Origin of the sequence: Taklimakanibacter lacteus (genome assembly GCA_003576695.1) — a bacterium.
Classification (GTDB): domain Bacteria; phylum Pseudomonadota; class Alphaproteobacteria; order Rhizobiales; family Aestuariivirgaceae; genus Taklimakanibacter; species Taklimakanibacter lacteus.
In genome coordinates, this window is record QOZQ01000004.1 from 351013 (window position 1) to 364044 (window position 13032).

12 protein-coding genes are annotated in these 13032 nt (G+C 64.1%); 2 read left to right on the top strand and 10 right to left on the bottom strand.

Annotated features, from left to right (window positions below):
* Positions 1 to 206 precede the first annotated feature (206 nt).
* On the top strand, positions 207 to 2513 hold the full coding sequence (locus DT068_RS09965; RefSeq protein WP_119389661.1) for an Orn/Lys/Arg family decarboxylase: 2307 nt from the start codon (positions 207 to 209) through the stop codon (positions 2511 to 2513).
* Between the two features lie 9 nt (positions 2514 to 2522).
* Here the strand turns inward: DT068_RS09965 and DT068_RS09970 are convergent, their stop codons facing one another.
* The 7 genes from DT068_RS09970 to DT068_RS10000 all read right to left on the bottom strand — a co-directional run bounded on the left by DT068_RS09970 (position 2523) and on the right by DT068_RS10000 (position 9604).
* Positions 2523 to 3815 (bottom strand): NAD(P)/FAD-dependent oxidoreductase, encoded by a 1293-nt coding sequence (locus tag DT068_RS09970; protein ID WP_119389662.1) that lies wholly within the window; start codon positions 3813 to 3815, stop codon positions 2523 to 2525.
* Positions 3808 to 4557 (bottom strand): ABC transporter ATP-binding protein, encoded by a 750-nt coding sequence (locus DT068_RS09975; protein WP_119389663.1) that lies wholly within the window; start codon positions 4555 to 4557, stop codon positions 3808 to 3810. The genes DT068_RS09970 and DT068_RS09975 overlap by 8 nt, the downstream gene beginning before the upstream one ends.
* Positions 4478 to 5311: an ABC transporter ATP-binding protein gene (locus tag DT068_RS09980; RefSeq protein ID WP_162914115.1), complete on the bottom strand. Its 834-nt coding sequence runs from the start codon at positions 5309 to 5311 to the stop codon at positions 4478 to 4480. The genes DT068_RS09975 and DT068_RS09980 overlap by 80 nt, the downstream gene beginning before the upstream one ends.
* Positions 5308 to 6300, bottom strand: a complete 993-nt coding sequence (locus tag DT068_RS09985; RefSeq protein WP_119389665.1) for a branched-chain amino acid ABC transporter permease — start codon at positions 6298 to 6300, stop codon at positions 5308 to 5310. The genes DT068_RS09980 and DT068_RS09985 overlap by 4 nt, the downstream gene beginning before the upstream one ends.
* Complete coding sequence (locus tag DT068_RS09990) at positions 6300 to 7250, bottom strand: branched-chain amino acid ABC transporter permease (RefSeq protein WP_119389798.1); 951 nt, start codon at positions 7248 to 7250, stop codon at positions 6300 to 6302. Before DT068_RS09990 ends, DT068_RS09985 begins: the two co-directional genes overlap by 1 nt.
* A 319-nt stretch (positions 7251 to 7569) precedes the next feature.
* Entirely contained in the window at positions 7570 to 8679 is a 1110-nt protein-coding gene (locus DT068_RS09995) for a branched-chain amino acid ABC transporter substrate-binding protein (protein WP_119389666.1), read from the bottom strand.
* Between the two features lie 187 nt (positions 8680 to 8866).
* Positions 8867 to 9604: a GntR family transcriptional regulator gene (locus DT068_RS10000; protein WP_119389667.1), complete on the bottom strand. Its 738-nt coding sequence runs from the start codon at positions 9602 to 9604 to the stop codon at positions 8867 to 8869.
* 57 nt (positions 9605 to 9661) lie between these two features.
* Here DT068_RS10000 and DT068_RS10005 point away from each other — a divergent pair, with 57 nt between their 5' ends.
* Positions 9662 to 10417 (top strand): pyrroline-5-carboxylate reductase family protein, encoded by a 756-nt coding sequence (locus DT068_RS10005; protein WP_119389668.1) that lies wholly within the window; start codon positions 9662 to 9664, stop codon positions 10415 to 10417.
* A 9-nt stretch (positions 10418 to 10426) separates the two neighbouring features.
* Here DT068_RS10005 and DT068_RS10010 read toward each other — a convergent pair whose 3' ends face one another.
* The 3 genes from DT068_RS10010 to DT068_RS10020 are packed head-to-tail and all read right to left on the bottom strand — an operon-like array spanning position 10427 to position 13028.
* Positions 10427 to 11179, bottom strand: coding sequence for an SDR family oxidoreductase (locus DT068_RS10010; RefSeq protein ID WP_119389669.1), 753 nt, complete (start codon positions 11177 to 11179; stop codon positions 10427 to 10429).
* Between the two features lie 20 nt (positions 11180 to 11199).
* Positions 11200 to 12132, bottom strand: a complete 933-nt coding sequence (locus DT068_RS10015; RefSeq protein WP_119389670.1) for a 3-hydroxyacyl-CoA dehydrogenase NAD-binding domain-containing protein — start codon at positions 12130 to 12132, stop codon at positions 11200 to 11202.
* The gene (locus DT068_RS10020) at positions 12129 to 13028 is read right to left on the bottom strand and encodes a hypothetical protein (protein WP_119389671.1); all 900 of its coding nucleotides are present in this window, start codon (positions 13026 to 13028) and stop codon (positions 12129 to 12131) included. Before DT068_RS10020 ends, DT068_RS10015 begins: the two co-directional genes overlap by 4 nt.
* Positions 13029 to 13032 lie beyond the last annotated feature (4 nt).

A 13032-nucleotide genomic window follows, 5' to 3' on the forward strand; every position in this document is an offset into this window, starting at 1 on the left:
GCTATATCAATAGGTTGCATTGCTATCTTCATAAGTTGAATCACGCAGGACCTCGCGGCGTCAAGCTGACGGGGATGGTTGCACCATCTTCTTGTTTAATTGAGCGGAAGGCTTCACAAACTCGATCTATCCGATGCCAGGGGCAGGATCACGCACGGCAACTGGCGCGGATGGCCGAGGCGATCCGGTACAACTGAGGGAATGTCATGCTTGAACGCACGATCAAGCTCCAGAAGCACGAAGTCCTCATCATCGACGAGGAGCTGGCCCTGCCGAAGAGCCTCGGCGGCCGGGCGGTGCGGGCGCTGGCGCAGGAGCTGACCTCCCGCGACATCGAGGTCATCGAGGCGGTGAGCTTCGCGGATGGCCGCTCGGTGATCATCTCGGACGCATCCATCGATGCGATCCTGATCGACTGGACGCGCGAGCGCAAGGACGCCAGGAGCCGCGCCGAGGCGCTGGACCTGCTCAGGACCATCCGCAGCCGCAACGCCATCGTGCCGATCATGCTGATGGCCGACCAGGCCAGCCGCGAGGGCCTCACCGTCGAGGTGATGCAGCTGTCGGATGAATATGTGTGGCTGCATGCCGACACCATTCCCTTCATCGCCAGCCGCATCATGGCGGCGATCCAGCGCTATCAGCGCAACATCCTGCCGCCCTTCACCAATGCGCTGCTCAATCATGTCAACCAGGCTGAATATTCCTGGGCGGCGCCCGGTCACCAGGGCGGCGTCGCCTTCACCAAGACACCGGCCGGGCGCGTCTTCTTCGAGTTCTTCGGCGAGAACCTGTTCCGCGCCGATACCGGCATCGAGCGCGACGGGCTCGGCTCGCTGCTCGAGCATTCAGGCCCGATCGGCGAGGCCGAGGCCTATGCGGCGCGCGTCTTCGGCGCGCATCGCAGCTATTCTGGGCTCACCGGCACGTCCGGCTCCAACCGCGCCGTCATTGCCGCCGCCGTCGGCGACGGCCAGTTCGCGCTGTGCGACCGCAACTGCCATAAATCGATCGAGCAGGGGCTGATCCAGTCGGGCGGCATTCCGGCCTTCCTGGTGCCGACGCGCAACCGCTATGGCATCATCGGACCGATCCTGCCGGAGGAGTTCGACCCCAAAGCCATCCGCCGCAAGCTCGACACGCATCCCTTGAAGCAGCATGCGGTGAAGAAGGACGCGGTCTATGCCGTCGTCACCAACTCCACCTATGACGGGCTGTGCTATGATTCCGAGCAGGTCGAAAACCTGCTCGGCAAAAGCGTCGACCGCATCCATCTCGATGAAGCCTGGTATGGCTATGCCCGCTTCAACCCGATCTATGCGAAGCGCTTCGCCATGCGGGGCGATCCCAAGTCGCACAAAGCAAGTGATCCGACGGTGTTCTCGACGCAGTCGACGCACAAGCTGCTGGCGGCGCTGTCGCAGTCGTCCTATATCCATGTCCGCGACGGCCGCAACGCGATCGAGCACAGCCGCTTCAATGAAAGCTACATGGCGCAGGCGACGACCTCGCCGCTCTATTCGCTGATCGCCTCCAATGAGATTGGCGCCTCGATGATGGACGGTCCGAGCGGCAAGGCCCTGACGGACGAAGTGATCGAGGAAGCCATCACCTTCCGCCAGACGCTGGCGCGGGCGCAGCGGGAATTCGCGAACAAGAAGGACTGGTTCTTCTCGCCATGGAACGCGCCCAAGGTGAAAGACCGCAAGGCGGCCAAGAAAGTCGATTTCGCCGATGCCGATCCCAGGCAACTCGCCACCGATCCCGATTGCTGGGTGCTGCATCCGGGCGAGACATGGCACGGCTTCGACGGCCTGCCGGATGGCTGGTGCATGCTCGATCCGATCAAGGTCGGCATCGTCTGTCCGGGCATGGGCGATGACGGCGAGATGCAGGGGAAAGGCATTCCGGCGCCGATCCTGTCGGACTATCTGCACCACTTCGGCATCATCCCGTCGCGCACCACCGACTTCATGGTGCTGTGCCTGTTCTCGATCGGCATCACCAAGGGCAAATGGGGCACGCTGATGAGCGTGCTGCTCGACTTCAAGGACGATTACGACGCTAACCGCCCGCTCGCGCAATGCCTGCCGGACCTGATGGCGACGGCGCCCCAGACCTATGCCGGCATGGGCCTCAGGGACCTGGCCGACAAGATGTTCATGCATATGAAGGCGAACCGCATGGGCCATCTGCAGGCACAGGCTTTCTGTAATCTGCCGAAGCCGGTGATGCTGCCGCGCCGCGCCAATGGCATGCTGATGGCGGGCGAAGCCGAATTGCTGCCGGTGGGGAAACTCGCCAACCGCGTCGCCGGCGTCGGCATCATTCCTTACCCGCCCGGCATTCCGATCGTCCTGCCGGGGGAGAGCTTCGGGCCGAGCGATGGGCCATGGCTCTCCTACATCCGGGCGCTGCAGGACTGGGGCAAGGAATTTCCGGGCTTCGAGAAGGAAGTGGAGGGGACGGTCGTGGTCGAGGGCGAATATCAGGCCTGGGCAATCAAGGAGTGACAGGACCTCTTACGAAAGCCGGTCCTGCACCCGATGCACGACATGGATCCGCCGCGCCACCTGGACGGCGACCGGATGGTAGGGAACGCGGCTCAGATCGGTGACAGGTATCGGCATGGCCGCATCATCGAGCTTGCCCGCGGCCCACAGGCCCATCTTCTCGCCGAAGGAGACCGACAGCGCAACGCCGCGGCCGGAATAGATGCCGCCGAACAGCATGCCGGGCGCCAGGCGCATCAGGCGCGGCTTGCGGTCGGGCACGGCGGCGAGCACGCCTTCCCAATAGTCCTCGACCTGGGGCGTGTTGCCCAATTGGGGAAAGGCAATGGCGAGACGGCGCTGCAAACTGGCGAGGCCGCGCTCGCGGGCATTGAACCACACCGTGTGGGTGCCGCCCGTGACGATGCGGAAATCACGATCGTAATGGAAGGCGCGGATGTCGCGTCGCGTGTCAGACACGGCGGGATTGTTCTTCAATATCGCGGCGCGCAGCGCGGGCGGGATGGGGGCCGAGGCGCCCTGGAAGACCTGGATCGGGATCATCGCCTGGTTGAGGCCGGGCCAGAATTTTCCCGTCAGGGCGTTGGTCGCCACCACGACCTGATTGGCGGTGACGCTGCCTTGCGCCGTCGTGAGGCGCCAGCGCGGGCCGTTGCGCGTGATCGCCGTGACTTGCGCAGTCTCGCGGATATCGACGCCCTGGTTTGCCGCCGCCGCAGCAAAGCCCAGCACCGCCGCATAGGGGTTCACATGGCCGCTATTGTGCAGGAGCCAGCCGCCTTCATAGCGGCTGCCCACCGCGTCCGACACTTCCGCCGCATCGAGCCATGTCGCCTGTTGGCCGAAGGCCTGCCATTCCTTGCAGAACTTGCGCACGCGCTGCAGGGCCTGCGCGGAATGAGCCGGCTGGATCCAGCCTTTTTGGACCTGATCGCAATCGATGCCATATCGGCGCATGCGCTCGAAAGCGACCGGCGCCGCCTCGGCGACGAGCGCATTGTATCTCGGACCATAAACGGGGCCGAGTGCCGCCTCGATCTCGGAGGGCGATGCCTTGGAATGATGCGAGATCAGAAGGCCGTTATTGCGCCCGGAGGCGGCGCTGCCGATCTCATTGCCTTCGAGCAGCATGACCTTGCTGCCGCTGCCCGCCGCGGCGATGGCGGCGGCAAGCCCGGTGAAGCCGCCACCCACTACGGCGATATCGACATTCGCGTCACCGTCGAGCGAAGGATAGCGCTTGCCGGGCAGCCCGGCATTCCTGCGCCAGAGATGCGGGGTCTTCCAGTCGATCTCAAACATGCAGATTTTCTTCCGTCGCCGATCCGAGATAGAGCTCGCTCATGGCGCTGTGCGAGGCGATCTCGCGCGCATCGCCTGCGAGCTTGCAGCGGCCGGTCGAGAGCAGATAGGCGTAGTCGCCGCATTCGAGCGCCAGCTGCACATTCTGCTCGACCAGCAGGATGGCGATGCCGGTCTGCGACAGATCGAGAATGATGCGGAAGATCTGATGGACCAGCTTGGGTGCGAGACCGAGGGAGGGTTCATCGAGCATCAGGAGCTGGGGCTCGGCCATCAGCGCACGGCCGATCGCCAGCATCTGCTGCTGGCCGCCCGACATGCGGCTCGCCATGCCGTTGCGGCGTTCCTTCAGGATGGGGAAAAGGGTGAAAGCTTCCTCGCGCAAGGCTTCGAAGCTCTTCGGGCCGCGGCCGATATGGGCGGCGACGAGGTTTTCCTCGACGGTGAGATGCTGGAAGATCTGGCGGCCCTCGGGGCAATGGGTGAGGCCTGCGCGCACCACGGTCTCGGGCCTGGCGCCGGTGATGTCGCGGTCATTGAAGCTGATCCGGCCCCTGGTGATGGTGGCGACGCCCGAGATGGAATTGAGCAAAGTCGTCTTGCCGGCGCCATTGGGGCCGAGAATGACGACGATCTCGTGGGGATGAACCGCGAGATCGATATCAGCCAGAACGTTGGCGTGCCCGTAGCCCGAGCTTAGCCCTTCGATCCTGAGCAGCGGATTTGATCTCGTCGATGTCATTGGATGTACCCAGATAGGCTTGTTGCACCTCTGTATTGCCCTGCACCTCGGCCGGCGTTCCCTGGAACAGGAGCTTGCCGTGATGCATCACCAGGATCCGGTCGCACAGCGCCATCACCAGATCCATGTCATGCTCCACGATGATCATGATGCGGTGGGGTGCGCGCAACGCCCTGAGCCTGGCGGTGAGCTCGGCGGTCTCGGCGTGGTTGAGGCCGGCGGCCGGCTCGTCGAGCAGCAGCACGCTCGGATCGCGCACCAGAGCGCGGGCGATCTCCAGCATGCGCTGGCGGCCATAGGGCAGGCTGCCGGCATCCTCGGAGATCCAGGGCAGGAGATCGAACTGCGCCAGGGCCTTGCGGCATTGCGCGTGGCGCTCGGCCTCGCGGCTCTTCGCATAAGGCGGCCACAGGACTTCCTTCCAGGCCAGCCCTGCGTCATCGGCGTAGTAGCAGACCTCGAGATTGTCGAGCACCGTCATCTGGTCGAACAGCCGGATATTCTGATAGGTGCGGGCAATGCCGCTGCCGGCGATCTGGTATTTCTTGAGACCGCTGATCTGCCGGTCGCCCAGAAGGATGCGTCCGGAGGTGACCGTGTAGGAGCCGGCCGTCATGTTGATGAGGGTGGATTTGCCGGCGCCATTGGGACCGATGATGCCATGGATCAGACCGGGCTCGAACACCGCCGACACATCGTCGATGGCGACGTTGCTGCCATATTGCTTGCGCAGGTTTTCGAAGACCAGGTTCATCGGCGGAACAGCGACTTGAACAGGACATCCGGCCCCAGGCTGCGCGGCACGATGCCGCCCGGACGGATGATGATGAGGACGACCATGAGAAGACCCAGGAACAGAATGCGCCATTCGGCGAATTCGCGCAGGACCTCGGGCAGGAGGATGAGGATGGCGGCGCCCGCGATGATGCCGAGGATGTTGCCGATGCCGCCAATGACGATCAGGAGCACGATCAGGATCGATTCCTGCAGCGAGAAGCTTTCCGGGCTGACGAAGCGCTGGGAGGCGGCGAAGATGACGCCGGCAATCGAGCCGATGGTGGCGCTGATGGCGAAGGCGGCGAGCTTGGCGTTGGTGGTGTTGACGCCGACGCCCGCTGCCGCATCCTGGTCCTCACGGATCGCGGCCCAGGCCTTGCCGAGGATCGATTTCTGCAGGCGCCAGACGGCGAGGCCGGCCAGGATGCAGGTGACGAGCAGGAGCCAGAAGATCTCGGAAGGCCGCGCCACCGAGATGCCGAGCATATCGGCCCGGTCGAGCGCCGGTATGCCCTTGGGGCCGTTGGTCAGCCAATCCATGTTGTTGATGACGATGCGGATGATCTCGCCGAAGCCGAGCGTGACGATGGCGAGATAGTCGCCGCGCAGGCGCAGCACCGGCAGGCCGAGCAATATGCCGGTGGCGGCGCCGATCACCGCGGCGATGGGCAGGATGGCGAGCAGCGGCAAGTGGATGCCGAGCTGGTTCGAGGCGAGGAGCGCATAGGTATAGGCGCCGACCGCATAGAAGGCGACGAAGCCCAGATCGAGGAGGCCGGCATAGCCGACGACGATGTTGAGGCCGATGCCGAGCAGGATATAGATCAGGAGGCTGTTGGCGACGCGGATATAGTAGTTGGGCAGGAAGGGCGTCGCGACAATGAGCGCGGCCGCCAGCGCGATCAGCAGGAAGGCCAGCCAGCGCGGCGCCCGCGCCGGGGCGGTGGTCAGGACGGTCGATGCCATCAGAACTCCCTCTTATAGACCATGCTCTCTTCCGAGACGGCTTCGCCGAGGAGACCGGCGGGACGGAACAGGAGGACGAGGATGAGGATGGCGAAGGCGAAGACGTCGCGATATTCAGTGCCGATGGCGCCGTTGGTGAGGATCGGAAGCAAAGCAGTGCCGACGACCTCGACGAAAGCGAGGATGAAGGCGCCCAGCATCGCGCCGGGGATCGAGCCGATGCCGCCCAGGATGGCGGCCGTGAAGGCCTTGAGCCCGACGACCGCGCCCATGGTGGGCGTCATGATGCCGTAATAGCTCGAATAGAGGATGCCGCCGGAGGCGCCGAGCAGGGGGCCCAGGAAGAAGATCAGGCTGATGGCGCCGTTCACATTGATGCCGAGCAATTGCGCGGTGGGGCGGCTTTCGGAGACCGCGCGCACGATGATGCCGAGGCGGCTGCGGTTGACGAAGAAATGGAGGCCCAGCATCAGGATGAAAGCGGCGATGAGGATGCCGATCTGCACGCTGGTGATCGATCCGCCGAGCACCTCATAGCGCTGGTTGGGGAAGAGATGCGGGAACATGCGCGGCTGCGGCCCGGCGGCAATCTGCACGCCGGTCACCAGGAACAGCGAGACGCCGAGCGAGCTCAGCATGGGTGCCAGCCTGGTCGAATGGCGCAAGGGCTTGTAGGCCAGGCGCTCGATGCCGACGCCGGCGAAGCCGACGAGGAGGATGGCGCCGAAGAAGGCCGCCGTCAGCGCCAGCGCGCCCGCCGCGCCGATGTCCGGCACCATGAGCGCCAGCAGCACGAAAGCGGCATAGGCGCCGAGCATGAACATCTCGCCATGGGCGAAATTGATCATGCGCAGCACGCCATAGACCATCGTGTAGCCGAGCGCGATCAAAGCATAGATCGCCCCGATGGTCAGGGCATTGAAGGTTTGCTGTACGATCGTACCCCACATGATCTCATGACCTTTGTGACGATGCGAGGTGTGGAGCATACACACATCTCGCCGGTGAGCCTTTCACCCTCGCCCTGCAAGCGAAGCGCAGCGGGGAGAGGGTAGGGGCCCGCCGCGCAGCGGCGGGAAGGGTGAGGGGCAATGGGCGTTGCAATTCTGCTCCACCTTCCTGATCGAACACTCGAACTCAATTTGCGGCAGGCCCCTCACCCTCCCATTGCTTCGCAATGGGACCCTCCCTCTCCCCGCTGAAGCGGGGAGAGGGCAAGGCATGGCCTAACACACGGCTCGGAGCGCATGCAAATGCGATCCGGGTTCCTCAATAGGAACCGATCAGCTTGAAGGTCTTGCCTTCGACTTCATAGAGATAGGACGGCGCCTTCTTCAATTCGCCGGTTTCGTCGAATTCGAGATCGCCGACGGCGGTCGAGACCTTGACGCCATGCAGCGCCGCATTGAGGTCCTCGCGGGTCAGGCCCTTTGTCGTCTTCAGAACCTGCTCGAGAATCTGGCCCTGGACGAAGCCATAGATCGAATAGGCACCGGGTTCCTCGCCATATTTCTCCTTGTACAGCTTGGCGAAGTCGGCGATGGCGGGGCTTGCGTCCATGGGCGGAACCTGGATCGCCACGACGGCCTTCTGGGCATTCGCCTCTCCCGCCTGGTCGATGAATTCGGGCGTATAGCCGCCATCGGGAACGAAGAGCCTTGCGCCGACGCCCTGTTCCTTCATCTGGCGGGCGAACAGCGCCAGCTGCGGCATGACCGCGCCCAGATAGATGGCCTCGGGATTCTGCGTCTTGACCTGGGCCAGGACGGCGGTGAAGTCGACATCGGTCGGCGTCACCGAGACGGTCGAAAGAACCTTGCCGCCGGCCGCTTCGAAGTTCTTGGCGAAGATCTCGGAGATGCCCTGGCCGAAGACCTGCTTGTCGTTGATCACCACGGCGGTCTTGAGGCCCAGCTTCTTGACGGCATATTCGGCCGGGAGCAGGGCGCCCGCAAGGTCATTGGCGACCGGACGCACCATGTACTTGTAGCCCTGCTGGGTGAGCGAGGGGTTGGAGCCGAAGGTCATGTTGGGCAGCGTGCATTCGTCATAGATCGGCAAGGTGGACTGGGCCACGCCGCTGTTGAAATTGACGAGCGCGATGACGACCTTGTCGTCGTCGCAGAATTTCTGGGCGACGAGCGTGCCTTCGCGCGGATCGGCCTTGTCGTCCTGCTGGTTGTAGTTGACGGTCACGCCGTTGACGCCGCCGGCGGCATTGAGCTTGTCGACGTAAAGCTTGAAGCCATTGTGCCAGGTCGAGCCGAAATAGGCCTGCGGGCCCGACAGGGGGCCGGACAGGCCAATGGTGATCTCTTCCGCCCAGGCGGAGCCCGCCAGGAAGACGGTGGCGAGAAGGGTTGCGGCTAGTTTCCTCATGGTGTTCCTCTCCAGTTGTCCCGCGCCGGGATCTGCGGTCTCGCGATTTTCCAAGGGCAGCGAAAAAACCTTGTCCGGCCGATGCCGGCCCGCCTTCGGCGAGCCGCAAATCCATCACATCAGACTACGGAGGAGACGTCAAGAAAAGTGTAGACAATTGTGCAGACAAAAATGTAGAAAGATGCGGTCAGCGGGGCCGCGAGGCCCTGCGGCCGGAGGAGCTGTCGGATTTTTCCATGTAGACGTTGAGCAGGGCATCCTTGAGGGCCCGCTGAGCGCCCGATACCGTCATTTCTATATGGGACTTGAGCAGTGCCGTGCCGGCGGCGACGTCGCGCTTCATGGCGGCATCGACGATCTGCGAATGGGTGTTCACCATATCGAAGTCATGCGACACATGCTGGATCTGGATACGCCTTATGAAGCGGATGCGGGCATTGATCGCCTTGAGCTGGTTGACGATTTCGGGATTGCCGGACAGCTCCGCGATCAGCAGGTGAAAGCCCTCGTCGAGCACCAGGATGTCGTCCGGATCGCGCTCGCGGTAGTCCGCCTTGACGCCGTCCCAGAAGTCCTTGAGCCGGTCGCGCTCGGCGTCGCTGGCGCGCTCGCACATCAGCGTGAAAGCGCCGCATTCGATCATGGCGCGCAATTCATAGAGATCGAGCAAAGCGTCGATATCGAGCGCCTTGAAGAAGAAGCCGCGATTGGGGGTGAGGGCGATGAAGCCTTCGCTCGCCAGCCGGTTCAGGGCCTCGCGGATCGGGGTGCGCGAGACGCCCAGCGATTTGGCCAGCGCCATCTCGTTGATCCGCTGGTCCGGCTTGAGCTTGAATTCGACCAGCTGCTTGCGGATTGCCTTGTAGGCGCGCTCGCCCGAATCGGCGGAGCGGCGGCCTTTGGGCGTCCGTTTGGGCTTGTGCATCTTGGCGAACCTTTCAAAATCGGGTCTTCAACCGGCCGAACAGAGTGGAGCTAGGCGATGGCTTTTGGCATTCTCGGCGTTGGCCATCTGGCACGCTCCATCATTATTCGTCTACTCGATAGTGGCGTGAAGCCGGGAGACCTCGTGCTGTCGGCACGCGGCCAGGGAAGCCAGGTGGGCGCCAAATATGGCATCCCCGTCATGGCGAGCAATGCGGAGCTGGTGCGGCGCTGCAAGGTGGTGCTGCTGTCGGTCCGGCCCCGGGATGCGGTCACCGCCCTTGCCAGCCTGCCCTGGTCGGAGGGCCATGTCGTCGTCTCGGCCTGCGCCGGCATTGCGATCGCCCGGTTGCAGGAGGCGGCACCCGCCGCCCGGATCACGCGTGTCATGCCGCTGACGGCCTGCGAATTGGGGGCGAGCCCGACGACCATCTTTCCCGATCTCACGGCTGCCCGACCGCTGATCGATCCCTTGGGCCCGGTCATCGTGCTGCGCGACGAGCAGGAATTCGAAACGGCGACGGTCAGTGCCGCCACATATGGATGGGCGCAGGATCTCATCCGGCAAAGCGCCCAATGGCTCGCGCGCCAGGGCGTCGAGCCCGCAACCGCGCGGCAATTGATGGCGCGGACTTTCGTGGCGGCGGGCCGCATGGCGGATGAGGCGGAAGGCGATCTCGACGAGATCCTGCGCCAGCTCGTCACGCCGGGCGGCATCACCGAGCTTGGCCTCAAGACACTGGCGCGCCGCGAGGTGCCGTCGGCCTGGGCCGAAGCTTCGGACGCCGTGCTGGCGCGATTGCGTGAACGCTGAGCGCCAGATTCAATCGGGCTTGAAGATGCCATAGACATGGCCGCCGGTCGCCTGGTCGGTGGGCTCGATGCTGATGCGCGCCAGATCGGCATGCTGGGGCATGGACAAGGCGGCTGCGATCGCGGCGGCAACATCATCGGGCGCCAAAGGCCGCTGCTCGGTATACATCTTCTGCTTCAGGCCCGCCTTGTCGCCGGCGAAGGCCTGCAAATAGAATTCCGTCTCGACCCGGCCCGGGCTCACTTCCGTGATCCTGATATTCGAGCCGGCGAGATCGTAGCGTAGGATGCCGCAGGCATGCGCGAGGCCGGCCTTGGCGGCGCCATAGCTGACGGTGCCGGGGAAGACGGCATGGCCCGCGGTGCTGGTGATGCTGAAGATGTGGCCGCGCTTGCGGGCGATCATGCCGGGCAGCAGCGCCTGGATGAGCTCGAGCGGTGCGGTGAGATTGAGCGCGACAGTGTCGCGGATCTCCTGGGCGGTCTGCAGATGGAGGGGGCGAACCGTGGCGAGGCCGCCGGCATTGTTCACCAATATGTCGATCTCGGCACCGGCAAGCCCGGCGCATAGAGCCGCCGTATCGCGGATATCGGCGACGATGGGAATGATGCCAGTGGTGCGGGCGAGCTCGGCCAGCGCATCAGCGCTGCGGGCAGCGGCATAGACGGCGAGGCCGCGCCCGCGCAGCCTGCGGCAGATGGCGGCGCCAATGCCCTTTGATCCGCCGGTGACCAGTGCCGAGCGATAGGGTTGCAATGTCATTGGGCCATCTCCTTTCGAGGTCACAGGGCGCCGTGACGATGGAGCGTCGCGAGGATTTCGATAAGCCCCTTGTCGCGCTCGGCGCGCAGATCATCATTGCCACGGCCGGCGAGTGCGCCACGCATGGACGCTGCCACCGTGGCGGTGGTCTCATCGTCGAGCGTCGCGGTGCCGAGATCGTCCCAGATATCCTGGTAGGTGCCGCCATATTTCCGGAAGAAAGCCTCGATGCCCTCGGCATTCAGGTGGTTGGAAATGAACGAGCCCTGCAAGGTCCATTTCGGCCCGGGCCCGTACATGAAGGCGCGGTCGATGTCCTCGACCGAGGCGACGCCGGCGCCTGCCAGCGCAATGGCCTCGCGCCACATGGCCCCCATCAGCCGCAAAGCGAGATGGCCGGTGATCTCGCGGTTGAGCACCACCGGCTTCTTGCCGATTGCCTCATAGAAAGCGCGCGCGGCGGTCACGGTCTCGGGCCGGGTGCGCTCGCCGCCGACGATCTCCACCAGCGGCATCAGATGCGCCGGATTGAAGGGATGGCCCAGCACGATGCGCTCAGGATGAGCGCACCGGGCCTGCATGGCCGAGACGGAAAGCGCCGATGAGGAGGAGGCGATGATGGTATCGGCCGCGACATGGCGCTCGATCGCGGCAAGAAGCGATTGCTTCAACTCGAGCCGTTCCGGGCCGTTCTCCTGAATGAAGCCGGTCTCCGCCAAGGCTTCGCCCATATCGCTCGAGAAGGAGATATCGCCGAGGCGGATCGCCGGACCATGCAAGGCATCGAGATCGGCGAGGAGGGCAGGTGCCATGTCCTGGAACCTGTCCCATTGTCCGGCATCCGGATCATAGACCCTGACGGTCAGCCCGGCATGCCGGAAAGCCGCGGCCCAGCGCTGGCCAATGATGCCGAGGCCAACCACGCCTACGGGTTTTTCAAGATGGACGCTCATGCCGGTACTTCCATGGCCGAGGTCGAGCTTCCGCCAAGCGCTGAGCGGAATTCCTCGTTCACGGCGTTCCACGGAATCTGCAGGTCGATCCAGGCCGCCAGGCGGCCGCTGCACAGAATGGCTTCATCGAGCAGGGCTTCGAACAGGGTCGGATCGGCGGCGATCGCCGCATCGAGATCGAGCAGGATTTTTGACGATGTCGTCAGGTGACAGAAATCGTGCAAGCGCGTGGCGGCGCGGTTCAGGACGAGGCCGGCCGTATAGCGAAGCGATGCGGCATCATCGCGCGCACGGCGCTCGCGGATCCACCACAGGTTTTCATGCAGGATACGGGCTTCCGATTCCGCCATGAAGACAGGCCCGGCCGGATGCATGATGCCGCGCGATTGCGTCAGGTTCTTCACATCTGGCGGACAACTCGCCCAGAGTTGCAGGCGCGCCGCCTGGATGTGACCCGGAACAGAAGACGGCTTCGCCGATCGGGGCGATGATGCGCCGGCATCTGCGAGCGACAAGGTGCCGGTGAACAATTGCCGTCCCTGGCTTTCGCGCAAGCGTGCCGCCAGACGCGTGATGCCGTCGACCGGGCCGTCGAGCTGGCCCAGCACCGTCACCGTCGCGGTCTCGGCCTGCAAGGGCGCAAAGGTGATCTCGAGAAACTGGCGAACCGGCCAATAGATGAAGGCGCCCGGCGGCGCCTGCACGACCTCCATGCCGCCTTCCACCTCGGTCACAAAGGGGGCGTGCCAGTAGATGTGGTTGCCGGCGATCTTCGGCGTGTGCAGCTGAAGCGGCAGAGGCAGGCATAGAGCGAGATGCGCCAGGGTTCCGGGCGCCTTCGCCTCATCGCAGCTGATGCTCCAGCGTTCGCCCGAGGATTCGAATTCAAGCTTCATTACG